Here is a 20,418-nt window from a genome sequence, read left to right as displayed (position 1 = left end):
AAAATGAAGATCATCGACAGCCATATCCATTTGGATAGGTATGATGAAAGTGAACAGAAGCAGATTCTCTCTGATATGGAAAAGGTGCATTTGGAATCATTGGTGACAGTTTCCATGAATTTAACCTCTTCCATAAACAATGACCAGCTTTCACTCAAAGATTCACGAATTAAGCCTGCCTTCGGCTTTCATCCCGAGCAGCCCCTCCCGAGTAAAGAGGAAGTGAACGAATTATTGTATTGGATGCGGGAACATCGTCATAATATGGTTGCTGTAGGTGAGATCGGACTCCCGTATTACTTAAGGCAGGAAAATCCCAATATGGATACGTCAGGTTATGTAGAGATACTGGAAAGGTTGCTGGCTTTTGCTAAAGAGGTTGAAAAGCCGGTTATCCTTCATGCCGTCTATGGCGATGCCCCCATCGTTTGCGACCTTTTGGATAAGCATCAAATCACAAAGGCACACTTTCATTGGTTTAAAGGTGATATCAGGACAGTCGAAAGAATGGCCGAAAAGGGGTACCGCATTTCGATTACACCTGATGTTTGTTATGAGAGGGAAATACAGGAATTGGTTTTTGCATACCCACTTAAGCTGATGATGATTGAAACGGATGGCCCATGGCCGTTTGAAGGGGTTTTCAAAGGGAAATGGACGCACCCGGGCATGATGCATGAAAGTGTTCGTCAAATTGCTTCGATTAAAGGATTGCCAATTGAGGATGTCTATGAAATCCTTTATCAAAATACGAAAGATTTTTACCATATATAAAAGGTACCGGACATATCCGGTACCTTTATTAGTTAGTTCAAAGAAAGGTCCTTTTCACCTTTTCCCAAAAGGAATTATCCTTAAGCTTAACGGTCTTGATGACTTTACCGCTTAACCGGACCTTGACCTTTTCAACATGATTGATGCTTAATGCTTCATTGTCCATTCCGATGATCGGGTAGCTTGGCCCGTTTTGTTCAAGGTGGACGGTCAACGTCCTATTGCCGCTTAGGATGAATGAAGAACCTAGGGTCCGATAGGAATTATTATTGATGGATGCGAGCTCGCTCACTTGAAAACAAGGGAGAAGCGGATCCACAACGGCCCCGTTTACCGATTTATTATAGGCGGTGCTTCCGGTCGGGGTCGCAATGATGATTCCGTCGCCGCGAAAAGTTTCAAAATGGAGTTGATCAATGAAAATATCCATGATGAACGTTTTGGTTATGGAAGTCCGGATACTGAGTTCATTGAGGGCATAAAAGGAGGGCTGATCGTCCAACTGGATATCGATGGTTGGATATTTACGCACCTCGATTTGCTCTCTTGTCATGGCATCGATCATTTTATCCGTGTCTTCCAAGTGGAAATCGCAATACATATTCAAGTTACCTGTGGTGGAAATGCCTGCATATAAACAATCATCCCTGAACCCGGTTTTACGGGCTGCCTGCAGGAATGTGCCGTCATCACCTATGCTTACGATGATGTTGGCCTTTGTGAAATCTTGGATGACTTCATATGAATGCTGTTTCGCTAAGTCCGATAAGTATTCGATCTTGTTAAGTATTTCTGTATTCGGTGCATGGAAAAAATAAATATTCCTGCGAGTGTTCATCATGTTCCCCCCTAGTATGATTGGTGATGAAAGGGCTTTCTTTTTCCTGTTCAGGTAAATGCAGATCGTGCAAAATGCACCAATGCATTTCCAATTAGAGGATTATTTGCTACAATTTTATATGTCTAGTTTATCATGGAATGAAACATTAATGTATGCAGTTCGTATGATAAGAAGGATACATATATTTAAGGGGGAAAACAGATGAATGGAAAACGTTGGGCGGCACTTGGAATTGCAGCCGTTTTATTTTTTGTCTCTATTGCTGTAGGGACGGCTACAACTCTATTTACAGCGGATACGGAAAATATCATTGATGAATTATTTGCTTCTGAAAGTGCATTTAACGAGGAAGTCATAGAAGGCGATGATTTTTCTAATGTTATTGCAGTATTCGATGTAGAGGGAACGATTCAAGATACAGGAGAAGCTTCATTACTAAGTTCAGCAACATATAATCACCGTGCCTTCATGGATAAGCTGAAGATGGCAGAGGAAAATGATGATATCAAAGGAATCATACTAAGGGTGAATTCTCCTGGCGGCGGTGTCGTAGAAAGTGCTGAGATCTATGATAAGATCCTTGATATTAAAAAAGTGAACAAACCTGTCTATGTTTCAATGGGATCAATGGCGGCTTCCGGAGGATATTATATTTCTGCGCCAGCCGATAAGATTTACGCCAGCCCAGAAACGATGACGGGTTCACTAGGTGTCATCATGCATGGGTATAATTACGAGAAGCTGGCCAAGAAGTATGGCGTTGAGTTCGAAACCATCAAAAGCGGACCACACAAAGATATTATGAGCCCAACTCGGGAAATGACTGGAGAAGAACGTGAAATACTGCAAAATATGATTAATAATTCTTATGATCAATTTGTAAAAGTCATTGCCGACGGACGAGGTATGACAGAGAATGAAGTACGCAAAATTGCTGATGGCCGCATTTATGATGGGCGTCAGGCTAAAGAAAACCATTTAATAGATGATTTCGGCCATTTGGATGATGTAATTGCCGCGATGAAAACTGATATCGGTAAAAAAGATGCTCAAGTTATCCGCTATACCGATGAGGCAGGTTTCGGTTCATTATTCAGTATGGGAGCGCAAAAAATGTTGGGGAATGATGTGGAAACGGCCGTCTTGACAAAAATCCTTTCCTCTTCAAATTCTCCACGCTTAATGTATTTGTATGCGGAATAGGGGGGCTGAAGGATGACGGAACGAAATGAAAACAATGAACAAATCGCTGCATCCAATGTACTGGCAGATCAAGAGGTTCCCGTTCAGCAGGAATTTACGCCAGCCAAGCAGGCCGTGGATGATGGCGGAGTCAAGAGAGTGCATTTTGCTGGATTTTGGATGAGATTTTGGGCCTATTTAGCTGATTTGTTGGTTATCGGAAGTTTGAATCGGATTTTGATTCATCCCATCTTCAAGTTTTATGAAGGGACAGATGATCTTTGGTTTTCCGCAGAAGGCTTACTAACAGGGATCGTATTCTTCTTATACTTTGTTTTGATGACCAAATTCTTGAACCAAACCCTTGGTAAGATGATTTTTGGACTGAAAGTCGTTACATTGAGGGAAGAGACAAAAACCATTTCTTGGGGTACGATATTGTTCAGGGAGCTGATTGGCCGATATATTTCAAAAGTTACTTGGATTGGCTATCTCCTGGCAGGCTTATTACCGAAGAAACAGGCTTTGCATGATGTCTTTGCAGACACAGGTGTTATTTTGATCAGAAGATGATATTTTCCATTCATGAATCTGTAAGAGCGTGTTTTTCGCTTTTGCAGGTTTATTTTTTTTTGCATTTGCCGATAATGATAGGCTGAAGGGGTGTGGGTGCATGATGTGGGTTTTGCTGATTATAGGTATCCTCATTTTGGTGCTGCTTATTCTTATTTTCACAAAAGTAAGAGTATACATTGACTACAAACGTGTCCAAACGAATGACAAAATACATATTAAATTATCAGCTTGGTATGGACTTATTCACTATACATTCAAAGTCCCGGTCATTAAAAAGGATGATGACTCGGCAGCTATAGTAGTAAAGGAAGAGCAAGAAATGAACGGAAAAACCGAAAAGGAAGAAAAGAAAAAAATCACACCCGAAGATTTGCGTGACGGATTCGCTGACATGAAGGAGTTGCTTCAGCATATGGTCGGATTTCATAAGGTCGTCCGTCAGTTCACAGGGAAAATCCAAGTTAAAAAATTCAGCTGGCATAGTATTGTCGGTACTAAAAACGCTGCACATACCGGTGTTTTAACAGGTGCATGCTGGGCGCTTAAAGGCTCAATCATCGGTTTGCTGACAACCTATTTCAACTTCCGGATCATGCCCGCATATTCCATTACACCTGACTTTCAAAGATGGCAGGCCAATACGTCGATTTCCTGCATATTACAATTTAGAATCGGGCAGGCTATGGTGACTGGAATAAAACTGCTTCGTTATTGGAAAGGCGGAAAACCGCATTTCAGGTCCAGGAAATTAGCGAAGCTATCAGGTGATTCCAATAAACAATCGTTCTAGAGTGGAGGAATTTAAATGTCAGATCATCCGATTCAAGGTTTAATGAAAGAAGCGATGGAAAATCTGAAAGAAATGGTCGATGTGAACACGATCATAGGTGATCCGGTGGAGACTCCGGATGGAAGTGTCATTTTAACCGTATCCAAAGTTGGTTTTGGTTTTGCAGCCGGTGGCAGCGAATTTGTAATGGATGGAAACCATCAAGCACATCAAGGTGATTCCAAGCAGCCTTTTGGCGGCGGTAGCGGCGGTGGGGTTTCCATAACACCAATTGCCTTTTTGATTGTCGGTTCCCACGGGGTGAAAATGATTCATCTTGATGAAGGTACGCATCTTCTCGAAAAAATGATGGATTTAGCTCCTCAAGTCGTCGATAAGATTCAGTCCATGCTATCCAAAAAAGAAAGTAGTAATCAAAGGCAAGGCAGCAGTAGCAGTCAAACAAACGTAAAGAGGTACCAAGAACCTAAACAGGATTTAGATTTCTAACTGCGACTCGGCATCCGCCGAGTTTTCTTTTTGCTGTAATATGCTTACACCACTTAATGCTTGATTTTCCACACATGTGAACCGCCAATTCACTTTTCCTAATTCAATTAATTGCAAAATTCCGGTAAAACAAATATTATTATGCTTGTACATATAGCAGAAAGAGGAGGAATTTTTAATGGCTTCAGTTACATTTAAAAACAACCCGGTCACTTTAGTGGGATCAGAACTAAAAGTTGGGGACAAAGCACCTGATTTTACGGTATTGGCTAATGACTTATCACCGGTTACATTAAGCGACTCCAAAGGTTCTGTCCGCATCATCAGTGTAGTTCCATCTGTCGATACAGGTGTATGTGATGCACAGACACGTAAATTCAATGAAGAAGCGGCAAAATTGGATAATGTAAAAGTTCTGACGATCAGTAACGATCTTCCTTTCGCGCAAAAACGCTGGTGTGCTGCTAGTGGCCTGGACAATGTTCAAGTTCTTTCCGATCACCGTGACCTTTCTTTCGGTGAAGCCTATGGTGTCGTCATGCAAGAACTTCGACTATTGGCACGCTCGGTGTTCGTTGTAAACAGCAATGATGAAATCACATATGTAGAATATGTTAGTGAAGGTACCAACCATCCAAATTACGAGGGTGCAATCGAAGCGGCTAAAGCAGCAAAATAAGATGTGAATTCTTAGAAACCGGACGCAATGTGTCCGGTTTTTTGTTTTAATGTTTAAAAGGAGAATATAGTTCATTGGTTATTAAATTCTAACCAACCAAGTGAAATCACAAAGATAATCCAAAGAACAGTTAATATCCCGTACAGGAAAATAAAAACAAAAAATCCCCACTATAGAATCTTTTTTAGTATCCTCCAAATAATACTTCCCCCTAGTCATCCACACTCGAAATTAACGTATTTACCATTTATTTACCGATTTTTAAAAACTTTTAAAAAAGAGTGGCTCGATTCTAAATATACGGACTTTCAAAAGAATGTTAAGCAGGACGTACGACTTGTATCTCTTTCTTGTTACCTATAAAATAAGGACAGAAGCAAACAGGAGGAATTAATAAGTGAAGTCTACCCCAGTTGAACAATTATTTTATGAATTTGATGAAACAGCCCAAATATTGCAAAGTGAATTATCATGTACGTATCTGGATGCCCTAGGTGAAACGGGTGAGAACTTCTTCCAGGGGAAAGTCCTGCAGGAGGAAATCAGTGAAGTATCGAAGAAAAGGTTAGTTAAGCATTATGGAGATTTTTCACCAGAGAAATATGAGAAGGAAGCAATTCGTAAAGCGTACCAGCTTGCTATTTTAAAAGGCATGCAGGAGAGCGTCCAACCGAATCATCATATGACCCCGGATGCAGTCGGCATGTTTGTCAGCTATTTAGTCGGTAAATTCACCAAGGATCAAAAAGAATTGGTCATGCTAGATCCAGCTGTCGGAACGGGGAATTTACTATTTGCGATCTTGAATCAACTTACTGATAAAAGTATCGCATCATATGGTGTCGAGATTGATGAAACCTTGATCAGGCTTGCTTATGCAGGTGCCAACCTGCAAGAACATCCGCTGCAATTTTTCAATCAGGACAGCTTGGAGCCACTTTTCATCGATCCTTCCGATGTTGTGGTCAGTGATTTGCCGATTGGTTATTATCCGAATGATGTGCGTGCAGCTGAATATGAATTGAAGGCAGATAATAGACATTCATATGCACACCATTTGTTTATTGAGCAAAGTGTTAAACATGTGAAGGATGGCGGACACCTTTTCTTCATTGTCCCTAATAACCTGTTCGTCTCGGAGGAAGCGCCGAAACTCAATGATTTCCTGAAGAAGTATACACATATCCAAGGGATGGTGCAACTGCCGCTTTCCATGTTTAAGAGTGAAGCGGCTGCGAAAAGCATCCTGATCCTTCAAAAGAAAAAAGAGGGTATCGAAGCTCCGAAGAAGGCACTGCTCGTACAACTTCCGAAGTTATCGGATTTCGAAGCGACAAGCTCTGTCATGCAGCAGATGGATGATTGGTTTAAAGAGGAAAAGTAGTCAATGAAAGCTGATGCCACAGGCATTGGCTTTCATTTTTTTTATTCCTAATTTTTGGTTTTTATTTGGTTGTATCCGCTCGCCATGATAAAATTGTACAATACACTACATGTTTCGTTGAGATGATCATTGGAAGAACTAGCTTAGAGTAAAGGAGCAGGATGGATGTCAAAAATCATGGCTATTAATGCTGGCAGCTCTTCATTGAAGTTTCAACTTTTTGAGATGCCAAGTGAAAACGTAATTACAAAGGGTCTTGTAGAAAGGATTGGCTTGAAAAATTCCACATTCACTTTGAGCGTCGAAGGCAAAAAGGTATCTGAAACGGTGCATATACCCAACTATGAAGTGGCAGTAGGGCTTTTATTGAAAAAGCTGATTTACCATCGCATCATTGAATCCTTTGAAGAGATAGATGGCGTAGGGCATCGGGTTGTGCATGGTGGTGAGGTGTTCAGTGACTCCGTCTTGATTACGGTGGAAGTAATAGAGGAAATCGAAAAGCTTTCCGAGTTGGCACCCCTTCATAATCCCGCCAATATCACGGGAATCAAAGCCTTCAGGCAAATACTTGATGTTCCTGCTGTTGCCGTATTCGATACTGCCTTTCATCAAACGATGGCTGCAGATTCATATTTGTACAGCTTACCCTTTGAATATTATGAAAACTATGGAATAAGGAAATATGGGTTTCATGGTACTTCACATAAATATGTGTCGCAGCGGGCTGCAGCAATGATTGGCCGCCCAATCGAACAGCTTCGCTTGTTATCCTGCCATTTAGGGAATGGTGCAAGCATTACGGCCATAAAGGGCGGTAAATCGATTGATACATCAATGGGATTTACACCATTGGCCGGTGTTACAATGGGGACGCGTTCAGGCAACATCGACCCTGCGCTGATTCCATATATCATGGAGAAGACGGGAAAAACGGCTGATGAAGTGCTGGATGTCCTGAATAAGAAAAGCGGCATTCTAGCCCTTTCTGGGTTTTCCAGCGACCTGCGCGATATACAAGTGGAAGCGGATAAAGGCAATGATCGGGCTGTACTCGCACTTGAAGTTTTTGCAGATCGGATTCACAAGTACATAGGTTCCTATTCGGCTAAAATGGGAGGTGTGGACGGCATCATTTTTACAGCGGGCATCGGTGAAAACAGTCAAGCCATTAGGGGGCGAATCTTGGAGGGACTTGAATTCATGGGGGTATATTGGGATAAGGATCTCAACCGTACCTCGGGTAAGGAAGCCTTCATCAATACACCTTATTCCCCCGTTAAAGTGATGGTCATTCCCACTAATGAAGAAATCATGATTGTCAGGGATACCATGAGATTGGCTTTTAGCGAAAACATGACTTCATGATTTTTTATAAAGATCCCTTATCTATTGGTAAGGGATCTTTTCCATGAAAGCATTGATTCAAATGGTTTCACCCTCAACCGCACCTTCTTGCCCCTCATCATCTTTCTTGAAAAGCCATCCTCTATGGTATACTTAAGGGAGAATCCACCAATTCTGTACATAGGAGGCTTGATGCATGGAATTCACGAATCGGGAAATTAAAATTTGGAATGAAATTAGTGAATGGCAGGAAAATCTTTATCAATATGAGCGAAAAGATTTGTCAGCATTGTATGATAAATGGTTAGAGCAGGGTTTTGACCTGCTTCCAGATAACGTCCAACAACAGTTTTTTGAAAAGCTTGATACTTGGCTTTTTCATTTGCATGCCATGGTTCAGAGCTCACAAATCCAAATAGATGCAAGAGAGCGGATTTTAGCATCTGCGCGCTTGTTTAAGGAAGATATCGAAACGCTGGATGACTTGAATCACTTATCGATCGATCAGTTGAATTACATAGCGAACCAGCATATCGCAAAGCATCGGTTGTATTCATTTGCACAAGGCGGTGTAAGCGGATCAGGTAGCCTGCTCCTGTTAGGGAGTGATATTCCGGCCATGACGGTCATCAATGTCAGGATCGTACAGCTGATTGCGATGTCTTATGGTGTTGAGGTGAATACGCCTTTTGAAATGATGATGGCCCTTAAGGTATTCAATGCAGGAGCGATGCCAAAAAGACTTCAAGGGATGGCCTGGGAAGAATTGATCCGGGAAGTCCAGAACGCGGAAGATGACTATTTTTATTTAGGAATCGAAGAACTTACAAATCCGACCTGGATGGAACAGCCGTTGAAGCAGCTGTTGAAAGCCGTATCCATAACTGTCTTTCGAAAAAAATTGGTTCGGGGCATTCCATTCATCAGCATGGCCATCGGGGCTGGGGCCAATTATCAAATGACCCGGAATGTCAGTGAATTTGCGCAGAAGTTCTATCAATATCGGTATTTACAGATGAAGAAGGCTGAAGAAGAATGAGTGTCAGGGATCATAAAGAAGGCTTCACGGAGGCAATTCGATGCATGGTGATAACCGTTAGTGATACGCGTAATGAAGAAACGGATAAAAGCGGGGCACTGATGGTGGAATTATTGAAATCGAATGGGCATGAAGTGACGGAATATGAAATTGTAAAGGATGAAAGGGAAGCGATTCAAGCTGCGGTCACAGTTGGCAGCCAAAGCAGCAAGGTGGATGTCATATTAACAAACGGTGGCACTGGCATCGCCAATAGGGATGTAACGATCGAGGCGGTTCAAGAATTGATGACAAAGGAAATTCCGGGTTTTGGCGAGATTTTCCGAATGCTCAGCTTTCAAGAGGATATCGGTTCTGCAGCCATTCTATCGAGGGCGATTGCTGGGGTCGTGAACAACAAAGCGGTTTTTTCCACCCCGGGTTCAACGGGGGCGGTTCGGCTTGCGATGAATAAATTGATTCTCCCGGAATTGGGACATGTCGTTGGTGAGCTTCGGAAGGATTTATAAGAGGGATGCAAAAAAACCACAGTTCTAAACTGTGGTTTTTTTGCATGGAATAGGCCTTAATTATGCATCTTTTCACTAACGCCTTGATTGGTGCGATACCAAAGCCATAAATCATTGATGATGGAAGCAAGTTCCGCAATTTCGGAATTGAGCTGGCATGATTTGGTGAAATTACTTTCATCGGAGAGCTGAAACTGTTTTCGGTTAATGGTGGATTCCAGTTCCTTGATGCGGTCCGGTATGCTCCCCCGGATATTCTCCCATTGTACGAGTATTTGCTGTTGCTCGCCTTTTGTATATTCATCCCACTCCAGATTCAAATCAGGAATGGGGATGCCAAGCCGTTCATCATAGGTAAATAGTTCTCTCATATTCCCACCACTTTTCGATTTTTCATACTCTTAGTTTACTATATTCTTGCGAAAGCATCCAATGTATGAATTCCCTGAAATTATTAACGGATTATTTAGCTAAATCTTTAAAATACCCCTTGTATTCCGTTTATAAAGATGATAAAGTACTAATCATAGATTGAATAAAAATAACATTGAGTGAATTTTTATTCACACGAAAGGGACGATTAAAATGGGAAAAAATCAAAAAGTTGTTTTAGCATATTCCGGAGGTTTGGATACTTCCGTTGCAATTAAATGGTTACAAGATCAAGGATACGAAGTTGTAGCATGCTGCTTGGATGTCGGTGAAGGGAAAGATTTGGACTTCATTAAAGAAAAAGCAATCACTGTTGGTGCGGTCAGTTCATATGTGATTGATGCGAAAGACGAATTCGCTGATGAATTCGCATTAACGGCTCTTCAGGCACATACTTTATATGAAGGGAAATATCCATTGGTTTCAGCTCTATCACGCCCGCTGATCGCTAAGAAATTAGTGGAAGTGGCTGAAGCGGAAAACGCTGTAGCCGTTGCGCACGGTTGTACGGGAAAAGGAAATGACCAAGTGCGTTTCGAAGTATCCATCTCGGCATTGAATCCTGATTTAGAAGTTCTTGCACCTGTTCGTGATTGGAAATGGTCTCGTGAAGAGGAGATTGAATATGCAGCTAAAAATGGCATTCCTGTTCCAATCGGCTTGGCAAGTCCATTCTCGATCGACCAAAACCTTTGGGGAAGAAGTAACGAATGCGGAATCCTGGAAGACCCATGGGCAGCTCCACCAGAAGAGGCTTATGATCTGACAACAAGCCTTGAAAATACGCCAGATACTGCTGACATCATTGAAATTGGTTTTGAACAAGGTGTACCGGTTACATTGAATGACAAAAACTATAAATTGGCTGACTTGATTGTTGAATTGAATCAGATTGCCGGTAAACACGGAGTTGGACGTATCGACCACGTGGAAAATAGATTAGTAGGAATCAAATCTCGTGAAGTATACGAAGCTCCAGGTGCTATGACATTAATTGCTGCACATAAAGAGCTTGAAGATATCACGCTTGTAAAAGAATTGGCTCACTTCAAACCCGTGATCGAGAAGAAAATGACTGAATTGATTTATGAAGGCCTTTGGTTCTCTCCGCTTCAAAAAGCATTGGCCGCTTTCCTTAAAGAAACACAAGTAAATGTAACGGGTACGGTCCGTGTGAAGCTTTTCAAAGGTCATGCGATTGTTGAAGGAAGAAAATCCGAGTACTCTCTATATGATGAAAAACTGGCTACTTATACAAAAGCGGACGAATTCGATCATGATGCAGCAGTTGGTTTCATTAAGTTATGGGGACTTCCAACGAAAGTGAACAGCATGGTCAATAACAAGAAGGTGACAGTGTGAGCAGCAAGCTTTGGGGAGGGAGATTCACCAAGTCTGCCGAAGAATGGGTAGATGAGTTTGGAGCTTCCATCTCCTTTGACCAGGAACTTGTCCTTGAAGATATTCAAGGCAGCTTAGCCCATGTAACCATGTTAAAGCAATGCAGCATTTTACCTGAAGAAGATGCGGACCAGATCATTGCAGGACTGAAAAGTTTACAGGAAAAAGCTGAAAAGGGTGAATTGACTTTTAAGGTTGAGATGGAGGATATCCATCTTAACCTGGAAAGTATGCTAATAAGCGAAATTGGTCCAGTGGGCGGAAAGCTTCATACAGGCAGAAGCCGTAATGACCAAGTTGCAACAGATCTTCATCTGTATATGCGGAACCAAACAAAAGTGATCCTGGAACTCATCAATGATCTGCAAAAAGCGATTTTGGGACAGGCCAAAAAAAATGTGGAAACACTAATTCCAGGTTATACACATTTACAGCGGGCACAGCCCATTTCATTTGCCCACCATTTAATGGCTTATTTTTGGATGCTTGAGCGTGATAAGCAGCGTTTCACCGAGAGCTTCAAAAGAATTAATGTTTCTCCATTGGGTGCTGGGGCGCTAGCTGGGACGACTTTCCCGATTGACCGTGCCCTCAGTGCCGAACTATTGGGGTTTGAGGGGATTTATGAAAACAGCCTTGATGCGGTAAGTGATCGTGACTTTGCCATTGAATTCATGAGCAACAGTGCGACGATGATGATGCATTTATCCCGTTTCAGCGAAGAAATCATTCTATGGTCAAGCCAGGAGTTCCAATTCGTTGAATTGGATGATGCGTTTTCAACGGGAAGCAGCATTATGCCGCAAAAGAAAAACCCTGATATGGCAGAATTGATTCGTGGTAAAACAGGAAGGGTTTATGGGAATTTAACGGGGTTATTGACTGTATTGAAAGGATTGCCGCTTGCTTATAATAAAGATATGCAAGAAGATAAAGAAGGCGTTTTCGATACGGTCAAGACCATTGTTGGTTCACTTAAAATATTTGCTGGCATGATTTCAACAATGAAAGTGAAAACGGACGTCATGGAAAAAGCAACAAGAAATGACTTCTCGAATGCGACGGAATTAGCTGATTACCTAGCTTCAAAGGGAATGCCTTTCCGTAAGGCACACGAGGTGGTCGGGAAACTTGTATTGTTCTGTGTCCAGAATGGCTGCTATTTAGTAGACCTAAGCATTGAACAATTCCAGGAAGCCTCCGATTTGTTTGGACATGATATTTACGATGCATTAAATCCTTACGAAGCCGTTAAACGCCGTAACAGTGCGGGCGGTACAGGTTTTGCCCAAGTGTTGCTGGCGATTGAAAAAGCGGAAAAACTGGTAAGTGAATAACAGTGAAAAAGCTCGTTCACCAATTTGGCGAATGAGCTTTTTTATGATCATCTTTTATCACTATTCGTACGAACGACAATTACATCACAGTTTGAACGTCGAACGATACCTTCCGACACGCTGCCGATCAGGAAACGTTCGACGGCATTAAGGCCTGTTGCACCGCACACAATTAAATCGATTGAATGTTTTTTGGCAATATCCCTTGGAATTTGAACTTTAGGAGAACCATATGCCACTTCTGTTTGGACTTTTGCAATCCCGGATGCAATGGCTTCCATTTTATACTTTTCCAATAGCTCATTGGCAAAGGTTTCAGAGTGTTCACGGATAGTCATATCATATGCTTCGATAGTAGGGAAATTCCTTGTGTCAACGATATGTGCAAGACATAGGGTCGCATCACTGAGTTTTGCTAAATAGATAGCCTTTTTTAAAGCCCACTCTGCTTCTTCCGAACCGTCCACTGCTACTAGAATATTTTTATAATCTATACTATTCAAGTGAATCTCCTCCTTCTATTTCATTCCTATTATACTATTATTTACCTGATTGTCTTATTTCAATTGTAACAAATTAGCGAATGTTTTAGCCAGTGCCCAAGAAATCGCAACATGAAACAATATGGGTTCTAGAAAAGTTGAACTTGTTATTGCGAATAAGAAGCTTTGCTTTAACCAAACCCCTTATGTCTTTTATTTACTTGATTTGTTTATTTATGGTAAGGCCGGGCGTGAGAGGGGAGTTTTTTCTTTGAGTGTTTCAAGAATATTAAACTATGCATTATATTTATACGTACTTTTGTATGCGTTGATCTATTTCTTTTTTATTTTATTCATTAATGTTGTACATGCTTCTATCAGTATAATGAGTAGATCAGCACTGCTGTTCCATTTGTTCTTTTGCTATTTTTTCAATGGATTTCATATACCGATTCACATAATAAAAGGAAAATTAAAATTAGATGTATTGCCATTTCAAGCCTTGGCTTTCTTCTGCTGCTTTATTGTGTGGTCATTTTAGGGGTAAATGAATATGAATCAAGGTTCACCACCGAAAGATGGTTACATGATGATGAAGGAAGAGCATGAATTGATAGGAAAGACAAAAGAAGAAGTGATTACGCTTTTAGGTTCTCCAACAGAAACGGAATATTTCAAAGAGGAAGATAATGTTTATTACCTTGGTGCCGAGAGGGGAATAATAAGTATAGATAGTGAATGGCTTGTCATTTGGTTTGACGGCAATGAACAAGCTGTTAAGTTTGAACTGCGGACCGATTAGTTGAAATGAAATTCGATTAATAGTTACCCCCGTCTTAAATGAGGACGGGGGTATCCGGGTTTCGTTACATTAAACGGTCAATGCATGATCATTTTATGATTTGCAGGCTCTTCGGATATTTGGTCAAAACCTCACAGCCGGTATCGGTGATTAATAGATCATCTTCAATCCTGACGCCTGCAACATTTGGAACATATATACCCGGTTCGATGGTATAAACCATTCCGGATTGAAGTTCAAGGGTATTCGTTTCGGTTAAGGATGGGTATTCATGGACGCTGATCCCAAGTCCGTGGCCGAGCCTGTGCGGGAAGAATTCACCGTATCCTTTATTCCTGATGATGTTTCTGGCAATCAGGTCAATCTCGGAACAGGATACACCCGGTTTACTGGCTGTAACGGCAGCTTCTTGTGCATTTAGTACCGTTTCATATATCTCTGCCTGTTTATCATTAATATCTCCGTAAGCAACAGTTCTAGTGATGTCAGAGCAGTACCCTTCATGAACGACCCCCAGGTCAAAGAGGACAAGATCGCCACGCTGAACCTTCGTATTCCCAGGTGTGCCATGTGGGGAAGCACCATTTTTACCGGTCAGGACCATTGTGGAGAATGACATTTGGCTTACTCCGGCCTTTTTCAGTTCGAATTCTATCGCTGCAAGGATTTCCATTTCCGTTTTACCTTCATGAATTTCGCTGACACCCACTTCGATCGCAAAGTCGGCAAGGCGGCATGCTTCACGGATTTTGACCATTTCCTCTTCCGACTTGATCATTCGCATCCTTTGGAGTTTTTCTTCTGCTGAAACGAGCTTTGGTGCTCCGAAGTGATGTTGGACCTTTTCATAGCGTTCTACATTCATATGCTCTTTTTCAATGGCCATTTTCTTTATGGTTAACCCGCGATTCACCACTGCTTGCTTAACTTTTTCCCATGGATTTTCAATGTCGGTATAACCAATGATATCCCCATTCCATCCAGCATGTTTAGCATCCGGAACTTCCATCTGCGGGCAGACCAGGAATGGGTCGGCATTTGCAAAAATGGCAAGTGCAAGCAGTCTTTCATGAGGATCACTAAAGAACCCGCTTAAATAGAAGATGCTTTCTGTGGATGTAAGTAATGCGGCTTCAACCTCATTGGCCTGAAGCCAATTTTGTAGTTCTGTCAAACGTTCATTCATGACGATACCTCCATTTATAAGATATAATTACCTTAGCAATATTTAAAAGTATAGTAAATGGGTAAGGCCTAATAAGGCTATTTAAAAATTAGTGGTATGGGAAGGGAGCATCAGAATTGAAAGTATCTTTTCATGGACATGCAGTTGTAAAAGTCGAAACGAATGGTCAAACGATTTTATTCGATCCGTTCATCAATGGAAATGAATTGACCGATTTGAAGGTAGAAGATGTGAAACCGGATGTGATCATCTTGACACATGGTCATAATGACCACGTTGGTGACACGGTCGAATTGGCCAAAAAGCATGATGCTCTTGTCATTGGCATTGCAGAAATTGCCGACTATCTTGGTGCTCAAGGGGTTAGGACTCACGGGATGAGCATCGGCGGAGCTTTCGAGTTCGAATTTGGAAAAGTGAAACTGACGCCTGCTTTCCATGGAACGGGATTCAATAACGGAGATGGGCAAATCATTTATTTAGGAATGCCTGCTGGCGTATTACTTATGATAGAAGGGAAAACGATCTATCATGCAGGGGATACAGCCGTATATTCCGATATGAAACTGATCGGGGAGCGACATCCGATTGACTTGGCATTTTTGCCAATCGGCGACAATTACACCATGGGGCCGGAAGATGCCGCACTTGCAGCGAAATTCCTTCAAGCCAAACAGGTCGTGCCGATTCATTACAATACTTTCCCTGTCATCAAACAGGATCCTAACAAATTCATTGACCTGCTTGAAGAGGAGAATGGACTGATCATGGAAGCCGGGGATGAAATTGAACTATAAAAGGAGCGGGAGCCACATGGCCTCCCGTTTTTGTTTGGGTCGTTCGGGAAGTATCAGGAGCGGATGGAGGATTGAAATGAAAGGAAATCCTTGTAGCATTGCCTTTTACGAATCTGGATTTTTATAGAGGTGTCGTAAAGTAAATCTCCTTCATTCAGCCAAGTCTTTTTTCCTTTCGCAGGCATAAAATGAATAGATGGTAAAAAGGGGGGATTGGATGAAACAGAGGTTATTTCTATGTTTGCTTTTATGCGGTGTGATGCTGTATTATGCCGTGCCGCGCTTGTCGTTGGAAAGTGGCGGTTTGGAGAGCCTGTTTGCCGGAACCTGGTTGTTGTTTGCCTTGTTGGCGGTAGCGGGGAACTTGACGGGAATACTATATTCTCCTAAAAAACAAAAGGTAAAACGCCTGCTGGAATACAAAAGGTTGCGCCAATACTAGTAGTTGTTTGATAAACTAGGCTCTTTGACCTTATAATGGAGAATAGGAATACCGTGAAAAGGGTGAAGCGCTTGGCTACAAAGCATGAACAAATATTAAAACATATCGATGGGCTCCCTGTTGGTGAAAAGATTTCCGTCCGTCAAATTGCGAAAGCATTGAATGTTAGTGAAGGTACGGCATATCGGGCAATTAAAGAGGCGGAGAACCAGGGCTACGTGAGCTCGATTGAGCGGGTAGGCACGATCCGTATCGAGAAAAAGAAAAAAGAGAATATTGAAAAGCTCACTTTTGCCGAGGTAGTTAATATTGTGGACGGACAAGTTCTGGGTGGAAAAACGGGACTTCATAAGACATTAAATAAATTCGTCATCGGGGCGATGAAGCTGGATGCCATGATGAGATATACAGGTGCAGGAAATCTGCTGATCGTCGGGAACCGTACCCAGGCCCATGAGCACGCGTTAAATGCGGGTGCAGCGGTGCTGATCACCGGGGGATTCGATACGGAAGAGCCCGTTAAAAGGTTGGCCGATGAATTGGAGATGCCAGTCATTTCTACAAGTTACGATACCTTTACCGTTGCAACGATGATCAATCGGGCAATCTATGACCAATTGATCAAAAAGGAAATATTGCTGGTGGAGGATATTTTGACGCCCGTACAGGAAACGACCTTTTTAACGGTTGGTGACCGGGTTCAGACTTGGCATGAACTGAATCAGGAATCAGGGCATAGCCGTTTCCCTGTTGTCGATTACAATATGAAGGTTCAAGGAATGGTCACATCAAAAGATATCATGGGTCAGGAAGAGTTGACGCTCATTGATAAGGTGATGACGAAAAACCCGATGACCGTAGGCGATAAAATGAGTGTAGCATCTTCTGCACATATGATGGTTTGGGAAGGCATTGAGTTAATCCCGGTCGTGAATGACAGTCATATCCTGAAGGGAATCGTGAGCAGGCAGGATGTACTGAAGGCACTGCAAATGAGTCAAAGGCAGCCACAGGTCGGCGAAACGATCGACGATACGATCACAAGTCAGCTTGTGATGACTTCGAATCGCGGCAAGGGTGAGGAAGTGTATAACTATGGCGTCACTCCGCAGATGACCAATTATCTTGGGACCATTTCAAGCGGTGTGTTTACGACATTGGTTACGGATTCAGCAAACCGGGCACTTCGAAGCTATAAGCGCGGTGACTTGGTCGTGGAAAATATGACGATTTATTTCATCAAGCCAGTTCAGATCGACAGCACGCTTGAAATCCATCCGCGTGTCCTTGATGTAGGACGTAAATTCGGAAAAGTGGATGTCGAGGTGTTTAACCAAGGCAAACTTGTCGGTAAGGCGATGTTAACCTGCCAATTGCTTGATCGATCATGATAAATAAATCAAAAAGGATAATCGATATTCGATTATCCTTTTTGATTTACGGCTTCTTCAATTGCATGCGGCAGGTAAAATCTATACATTTTATAGCCTCCCCAAACGCTGAATAGGCCAACGGAAATGAAAACGGCAGAAATGATATAAGTGGTGGTTGTGTGGAATAGAAAAAGCTGATTGATTCCGAATAGTGCGACAAACGCACCAAGGGCAATGGAAGACTTCCCTGAAATCCACTTTTTTTCCATCGGCATTTTGGTTCGGACCGATTTGATCTTATAAAACAAATAGACCCCTAGTGAAAGAACGATCAAGGTTACAAGAATAGGCATCGTTTAAAATTCCCCCAATTTAACATATGTACCTTTTTATTGTAGCGGGAAATGAAAGAGAATGCCACAGTAAACCAAGATGACACTTTCTATTTCCCCAATTTTTTGATTAAATGAAATATATAAAATCTTTATTAGGTTCGATAATACATAGTTTGAGGGGAGATCAATATGAAGGCTGAAATTTTAGCAGATATAAAGCGTTATGATACTATCATTCTCCATCGCCATGTCCGTCCAGATCCGGATGCTTATGGTTCACAGGGGGGATTGGCGGAAATCCTGAAGGCATCTTTCCCTGAAAAGCGGATTTATACGGTTGGGAAAGAAGAACCGTCACTGAATTATTTAAGAAGGCTCGATGTGATTTCTGATGAAACATATCAAGGTGCTTTGGTCATCGTTTGTGATACCGCCAATACCGACCGGATTTGTGATTCAAGGTATATGACGGGGGATAAACTGATTAAGATTGACCATCATCCTAATGAAGATCCATATGGGGATATGCGCTGGGTCGATACATCAGCAAGTTCTGCAAGTGAAATGATTTATGAATTTTACCAATTCGGTAAAGAAAAAGGCTTGAAGATGAGTGATGAAGCGGCACGCCTTCTATATGCAGGCATCGTTGGCGATACAGGTCGTTTCCTATTCCAAAGCACGACTGAAAAGACATTTGCCTATGCCAGTGAATTGATTCACTATTCGTTCTCCCGTCCGCAATTATATCAGGAGATGTATGATGTCAATGAAAGCATTGTCAGGTTGAATGGCTATGTTCTGCAGCATTTTGAGATCCTTCCATATGGCACGGGGAAAATGATCATCACAAAGGATATACTTGAAACATTCCATGCTTCGGCATCGGAGGCCTCTCAGCTCGTTTCCTCGCTAGGTTCGATTAAAAATGTTAAGACATGGGTCTTTTTCATTGAAGAGGATAAAGAAATCCGAGTCCGTTTCCGTTCCAAGGGTCCAATCATCAATACGATTGCCCGTAAATATAACGGCGGAGGCCATCCGTTTGCAGCAGGGGCTTCGATCCATTCTTGGGATGAAGTGGATAATATCCTTGCCGATTTGGAAGAGTTGAATAAAGCGAATTAGAAAACGATTTTTGGATTGAAATGACATGAAGACCAAATCAAAGTGATTTGGTCTTTTAGCTTTGCGGATATAATAAGGACTTTGTCGGAAAGCGGTTTTATCAAGAGCTCCTCTTTACTTTGATTTCAATGTTCATTTTCGTATAAAACATGATTTCCACGACTTCAAGGTCATAACGCTTTTTATTGATGGTCACGATTTTATTTTCGATTGATTTTTTCAAGAGCATCTTTCCATTATATACACTGACGACATCTTTGGCGAGAAGGGAGGAAAGGTCGTCCTCTATCACATCCTCCGCTTCCGCGACACTCAGCTGATCGAGACTGTATGTTTTTCCATTCGTAATCGTCACTTCGACCTCTTGAATCGTTAAGATCTCTTCGTTTTGCTGATTCAATTTTTTATAATCCTGCTCCCAGATCCCGATTTTTTCGTTCAAATCCTTGACTTCTTCTCTTTGGTCATGAATGATCCGTATCTGTGTTTCTTGCTGGACCCCATACATATAAAAGAAAATCACCCAGCTGATCAATCCGCCAAGTGCGGCCCCGGCAAAAAAACGCTGCCAGGTGGGTGCCCGGTGATAGGGAGGAATCCTCATGATGATATATGCTCCTGAGTGAACCAGTTGATGATCAGTGCTCCTGTCTGTGCTCCCCCAAGTGCAGATAGAATCAATAGTATCTGCTTGACTATATCCTTCGTTTCTCCGTGGAAAATGCCGCGTTCGAAATTATAGACCATATCAAAAGTACCCCCGATGGCAGCGACAATCGCCCATATACGCAGGCTGTCCGATAGCCGGAACACAGTCGTCATCGGAGCTTGTCCAGTAAAAAAAGCGGCGAGGCCCCCGATTAACGAGCCTCCAAGCAATACGCCAAGCGATATGAAAAAGCTGTTGATAAAGGCCGGAAAAAAGGCTTCATTCATATATCATCATCCTTTTTTGCTTGATATTCTTCTATTCTATTTATATGGGAAGTGCAGAGGTATTATGATAGTCGGCGAAAATCAGGGTGATAAATTGGATTGGTAATGAGAACATATTTTCTTTTTTTGAAATAAACACTATAATGAAAAGAAACAT

24 protein-coding genes are annotated in these 20,418 nt (G+C 42.0%); 17 read left to right on the top strand and 7 right to left on the bottom strand.

From position 1 onward, the window contains the following. Positions 1 to 3 precede the first annotated feature (3 nt). Positions 4 to 774 carry a TatD family hydrolase gene (locus tag ACFX4X_RS02580; RefSeq protein ID WP_284470018.1) on the top strand — a complete coding sequence of 257 codons (771 nt, stop codon included), beginning with the start codon at positions 4 to 6 and terminating at the stop codon, positions 772 to 774. A gap of 37 nt (positions 775 to 811) precedes the next feature. Here the strand turns inward: ACFX4X_RS02580 and ACFX4X_RS02575 are convergent, their stop codons facing one another. Then, positions 812 to 1,612, bottom strand: coding sequence for an NAD kinase (locus ACFX4X_RS02575; RefSeq protein ID WP_377381319.1), 801 nt, complete (start codon positions 1,610 to 1,612; stop codon positions 812 to 814). A gap of 204 nt (positions 1,613 to 1,816) precedes the next feature. Here ACFX4X_RS02575 and sppA point away from each other — a divergent pair, with 204 nt between their 5' ends. The 9 genes from sppA to ACFX4X_RS02530 all read left to right on the top strand — a co-directional run bounded on the left by sppA (position 1,817) and on the right by ACFX4X_RS02530 (position 9,610). Beyond that, positions 1,817 to 2,818, top strand: a complete 1,002-nt coding sequence (sppA, locus tag ACFX4X_RS02570; RefSeq protein WP_377381316.1) for a signal peptide peptidase SppA — start codon at positions 1,817 to 1,819, stop codon at positions 2,816 to 2,818. A 12-nt stretch (positions 2,819 to 2,830) separates the two neighbouring features. Further along, positions 2,831 to 3,370 (top strand): RDD family protein, encoded by a 540-nt coding sequence (locus ACFX4X_RS02565; RefSeq protein WP_284470019.1) that lies wholly within the window; start codon positions 2,831 to 2,833, stop codon positions 3,368 to 3,370. A 100-nt stretch (positions 3,371 to 3,470) separates the two neighbouring features. Next, positions 3,471 to 4,163, top strand: a complete 693-nt coding sequence (locus tag ACFX4X_RS02560) for a DUF2953 domain-containing protein (RefSeq protein WP_377381313.1) — start codon at positions 3,471 to 3,473, stop codon at positions 4,161 to 4,163. A 15-nt stretch (positions 4,164 to 4,178) separates the two neighbouring features. Further along, positions 4,179 to 4,652 (top strand): GerW family sporulation protein, encoded by a 474-nt coding sequence (gene ytfJ / locus ACFX4X_RS02555; RefSeq protein WP_061464384.1) that lies wholly within the window; start codon positions 4,179 to 4,181, stop codon positions 4,650 to 4,652. A gap of 178 nt (positions 4,653 to 4,830) precedes the next feature. Next, a complete protein-coding gene (tpx, locus tag ACFX4X_RS02550) occupies positions 4,831 to 5,331 on the top strand; it encodes a thiol peroxidase (protein ID WP_061464383.1) in 501 nt (166 codons plus the stop codon). A 397-nt stretch (positions 5,332 to 5,728) separates the two neighbouring features. Further along, positions 5,729 to 6,715 (top strand): class I SAM-dependent methyltransferase, encoded by a 987-nt coding sequence (locus tag ACFX4X_RS02545; protein WP_377381308.1) that lies wholly within the window; start codon positions 5,729 to 5,731, stop codon positions 6,713 to 6,715. A 165-nt stretch (positions 6,716 to 6,880) separates the two neighbouring features. Further along, positions 6,881 to 8,083 carry an acetate kinase gene (locus ACFX4X_RS02540; RefSeq protein WP_061464381.1) on the top strand — a complete coding sequence of 401 codons (1,203 nt, stop codon included), beginning with the start codon at positions 6,881 to 6,883 and terminating at the stop codon, positions 8,081 to 8,083. 175 nt (positions 8,084 to 8,258) lie between these two features. Continuing rightward, positions 8,259 to 9,101 carry an EcsC family protein gene (locus tag ACFX4X_RS02535; RefSeq protein ID WP_284470024.1) on the top strand — a complete coding sequence of 281 codons (843 nt, stop codon included), beginning with the start codon at positions 8,259 to 8,261 and terminating at the stop codon, positions 9,099 to 9,101. Then, positions 9,098 to 9,610, top strand: coding sequence for a MogA/MoaB family molybdenum cofactor biosynthesis protein (locus tag ACFX4X_RS02530; protein ID WP_089361748.1), 513 nt, complete (start codon positions 9,098 to 9,100; stop codon positions 9,608 to 9,610). The genes ACFX4X_RS02535 and ACFX4X_RS02530 overlap by 4 nt, the downstream gene beginning before the upstream one ends. Positions 9,611 to 9,666: 56 nt before the next feature. Here ACFX4X_RS02530 and ACFX4X_RS02525 read toward each other — a convergent pair whose 3' ends face one another. Then, positions 9,667 to 9,981: a hypothetical protein gene (locus ACFX4X_RS02525; RefSeq protein ID WP_061464378.1), complete on the bottom strand. Its 315-nt coding sequence runs from the start codon at positions 9,979 to 9,981 to the stop codon at positions 9,667 to 9,669. Positions 9,982 to 10,195: 214 nt separating this feature from the next. Between ACFX4X_RS02525 and ACFX4X_RS02520 the strand changes: the two genes are divergently transcribed. Further along, on the top strand, positions 10,196 to 11,404 hold the full coding sequence (locus tag ACFX4X_RS02520; protein ID WP_061464377.1) for an argininosuccinate synthase: 1,209 nt from the start codon (positions 10,196 to 10,198) through the stop codon (positions 11,402 to 11,404). Continuing rightward, entirely contained in the window at positions 11,401 to 12,780 is a 1,380-nt protein-coding gene (argH, locus tag ACFX4X_RS02515; protein ID WP_089361747.1) for an argininosuccinate lyase, read from the top strand. The genes ACFX4X_RS02520 and argH overlap by 4 nt, the downstream gene beginning before the upstream one ends. A 47-nt stretch (positions 12,781 to 12,827) precedes the next feature. Here argH and ACFX4X_RS02510 read toward each other — a convergent pair whose 3' ends face one another. Further along, positions 12,828 to 13,274 carry a universal stress protein gene (locus ACFX4X_RS02510; protein ID WP_377381403.1) on the bottom strand — a complete coding sequence of 149 codons (447 nt, stop codon included), beginning with the start codon at positions 13,272 to 13,274 and terminating at the stop codon, positions 12,828 to 12,830. Between the two features lie 541 nt (positions 13,275 to 13,815). On the opposite strand from ACFX4X_RS02510, the gene bamE reads away from it, so the two are divergent. Then, positions 13,816 to 14,064, top strand: coding sequence for an outer membrane protein assembly factor BamE domain-containing protein (gene bamE, locus ACFX4X_RS02505; protein WP_284470026.1), 249 nt, complete (start codon positions 13,816 to 13,818; stop codon positions 14,062 to 14,064). A gap of 88 nt (positions 14,065 to 14,152) precedes the next feature. Here the strand turns inward: bamE and ACFX4X_RS02500 are convergent, their stop codons facing one another. After that, positions 14,153 to 15,250, bottom strand: coding sequence for a M24 family metallopeptidase (locus ACFX4X_RS02500; protein ID WP_089361745.1), 1,098 nt, complete (start codon positions 15,248 to 15,250; stop codon positions 14,153 to 14,155). 116 nt (positions 15,251 to 15,366) lie between these two features. Between ACFX4X_RS02500 and ACFX4X_RS02495 the strand changes: the two genes are divergently transcribed. The 3 genes from ACFX4X_RS02495 to ACFX4X_RS02485 all read left to right on the top strand — a co-directional run bounded on the left by ACFX4X_RS02495 (position 15,367) and on the right by ACFX4X_RS02485 (position 17,880). Beyond that, the gene (locus tag ACFX4X_RS02495; protein WP_377381299.1) at positions 15,367 to 16,047 is read left to right on the top strand and encodes a metal-dependent hydrolase; all 681 of its coding nucleotides are present in this window, start codon (positions 15,367 to 15,369) and stop codon (positions 16,045 to 16,047) included. Between the two features lie 217 nt (positions 16,048 to 16,264). Continuing rightward, entirely contained in the window at positions 16,265 to 16,489 is a 225-nt protein-coding gene (locus tag ACFX4X_RS02490) for a hypothetical protein (RefSeq protein ID WP_284470028.1), read from the top strand. A gap of 71 nt (positions 16,490 to 16,560) precedes the next feature. After that, entirely contained in the window at positions 16,561 to 17,880 is a 1,320-nt protein-coding gene (locus ACFX4X_RS02485; protein WP_061466161.1) for a DRTGG domain-containing protein, read from the top strand. A gap of 32 nt (positions 17,881 to 17,912) precedes the next feature. Here the strand turns inward: ACFX4X_RS02485 and ACFX4X_RS02480 are convergent, their stop codons facing one another. After that, entirely contained in the window at positions 17,913 to 18,215 is a 303-nt protein-coding gene (locus ACFX4X_RS02480) for a YtpI family protein (protein ID WP_125160151.1), read from the bottom strand. 171 nt (positions 18,216 to 18,386) lie between these two features. On the opposite strand from ACFX4X_RS02480, the gene ACFX4X_RS02475 reads away from it, so the two are divergent. Beyond that, on the top strand, positions 18,387 to 19,325 hold the full coding sequence (locus tag ACFX4X_RS02475; RefSeq protein WP_061464370.1) for a DHH family phosphoesterase: 939 nt from the start codon (positions 18,387 to 18,389) through the stop codon (positions 19,323 to 19,325). A gap of 100 nt (positions 19,326 to 19,425) precedes the next feature. Here ACFX4X_RS02475 and ytrI read toward each other — a convergent pair whose 3' ends face one another. Further along, complete coding sequence (gene ytrI / locus ACFX4X_RS02470; RefSeq protein WP_089361740.1) at positions 19,426 to 19,929, bottom strand: sporulation membrane protein YtrI; 504 nt, start codon at positions 19,927 to 19,929, stop codon at positions 19,426 to 19,428. Continuing rightward, positions 19,926 to 20,261 (bottom strand): sporulation membrane protein YtrH, encoded by a 336-nt coding sequence (ytrH, locus tag ACFX4X_RS02465; RefSeq protein WP_061464368.1) that lies wholly within the window; start codon positions 20,259 to 20,261, stop codon positions 19,926 to 19,928. The genes ytrI and ytrH overlap by 4 nt, the downstream gene beginning before the upstream one ends. Positions 20,262 to 20,418: the final 157 nt, after the last annotated feature.

The sequence above is a fragment of the Peribacillus sp. YIM B13481 genome (assembly GCF_042787985.1).
GTDB classification, from domain to species: domain Bacteria; phylum Bacillota; class Bacilli; order Bacillales; family DSM-1321; genus Peribacillus; species Peribacillus simplex_A.
Note: the sequence above shows the minus strand (reverse complement) of the source record. Positions and strands in the feature narration are given on the sequence as shown.

Excerpts from the sequence above, each read along its gene's own strand:
- sppA (WP_377381316.1), top strand. The coding sequence starts at position 1,817 with ATGAATGGAAAACGTTGGGCGGCACTTGGAATTGCAGCCGTTTTATTT.
- ACFX4X_RS02475 (WP_061464370.1), top strand. The coding sequence starts at position 18,387 with ATGAAGGCTGAAATTTTAGCAGATATAAAGCGTTATGATACTATCATT.
- ACFX4X_RS02530 (WP_089361748.1), top strand. The coding sequence starts at position 9,098 with ATGAGTGTCAGGGATCATAAAGAAGGCTTCACGGAGGCAATTCGATGC.
- ACFX4X_RS02535 (WP_284470024.1), top strand. The coding sequence starts at position 8,259 with ATGGAATTCACGAATCGGGAAATTAAAATTTGGAATGAAATTAGTGAA.
- ytrI (WP_089361740.1), bottom strand. The coding sequence starts at position 19,929 with ATGAGGATTCCTCCCTATCACCGGGCACCCACCTGGCAGCGTTTTTTT.
- ACFX4X_RS02540 (WP_061464381.1), top strand. The coding sequence starts at position 6,881 with ATGTCAAAAATCATGGCTATTAATGCTGGCAGCTCTTCATTGAAGTTT.
- ACFX4X_RS02580 (WP_284470018.1), top strand. The coding sequence starts at position 4 with ATGAAGATCATCGACAGCCATATCCATTTGGATAGGTATGATGAAAGT.
- ACFX4X_RS02520 (WP_061464377.1), top strand. The coding sequence starts at position 10,196 with ATGGGAAAAAATCAAAAAGTTGTTTTAGCATATTCCGGAGGTTTGGAT.
- ACFX4X_RS02525 (WP_061464378.1), bottom strand. The coding sequence starts at position 9,981 with ATGAGAGAACTATTTACCTATGATGAACGGCTTGGCATCCCCATTCCT.
- ACFX4X_RS02575 (WP_377381319.1), bottom strand. The coding sequence starts at position 1,612 with ATGAACACTCGCAGGAATATTTATTTTTTCCATGCACCGAATACAGAA.
- bamE (WP_284470026.1), top strand. The coding sequence starts at position 13,816 with ATGAATCAAGGTTCACCACCGAAAGATGGTTACATGATGATGAAGGAA.
- ACFX4X_RS02490 (WP_284470028.1), top strand. The coding sequence starts at position 16,265 with ATGAAACAGAGGTTATTTCTATGTTTGCTTTTATGCGGTGTGATGCTG.
- ytfJ (WP_061464384.1), top strand. The coding sequence starts at position 4,179 with ATGTCAGATCATCCGATTCAAGGTTTAATGAAAGAAGCGATGGAAAAT.
- ACFX4X_RS02565 (WP_284470019.1), top strand. The coding sequence starts at position 2,831 with ATGACGGAACGAAATGAAAACAATGAACAAATCGCTGCATCCAATGTA.
- ACFX4X_RS02500 (WP_089361745.1), bottom strand. The coding sequence starts at position 15,250 with ATGAATGAACGTTTGACAGAACTACAAAATTGGCTTCAGGCCAATGAG.
- ACFX4X_RS02480 (WP_125160151.1), bottom strand. The coding sequence starts at position 18,215 with ATGCCTATTCTTGTAACCTTGATCGTTCTTTCACTAGGGGTCTATTTG.
- ytrH (WP_061464368.1), bottom strand. The coding sequence starts at position 20,261 with ATGAATGAAGCCTTTTTTCCGGCCTTTATCAACAGCTTTTTCATATCG.
- tpx (WP_061464383.1), top strand. The coding sequence starts at position 4,831 with ATGGCTTCAGTTACATTTAAAAACAACCCGGTCACTTTAGTGGGATCA.
- ACFX4X_RS02560 (WP_377381313.1), top strand. The coding sequence starts at position 3,471 with ATGATGTGGGTTTTGCTGATTATAGGTATCCTCATTTTGGTGCTGCTT.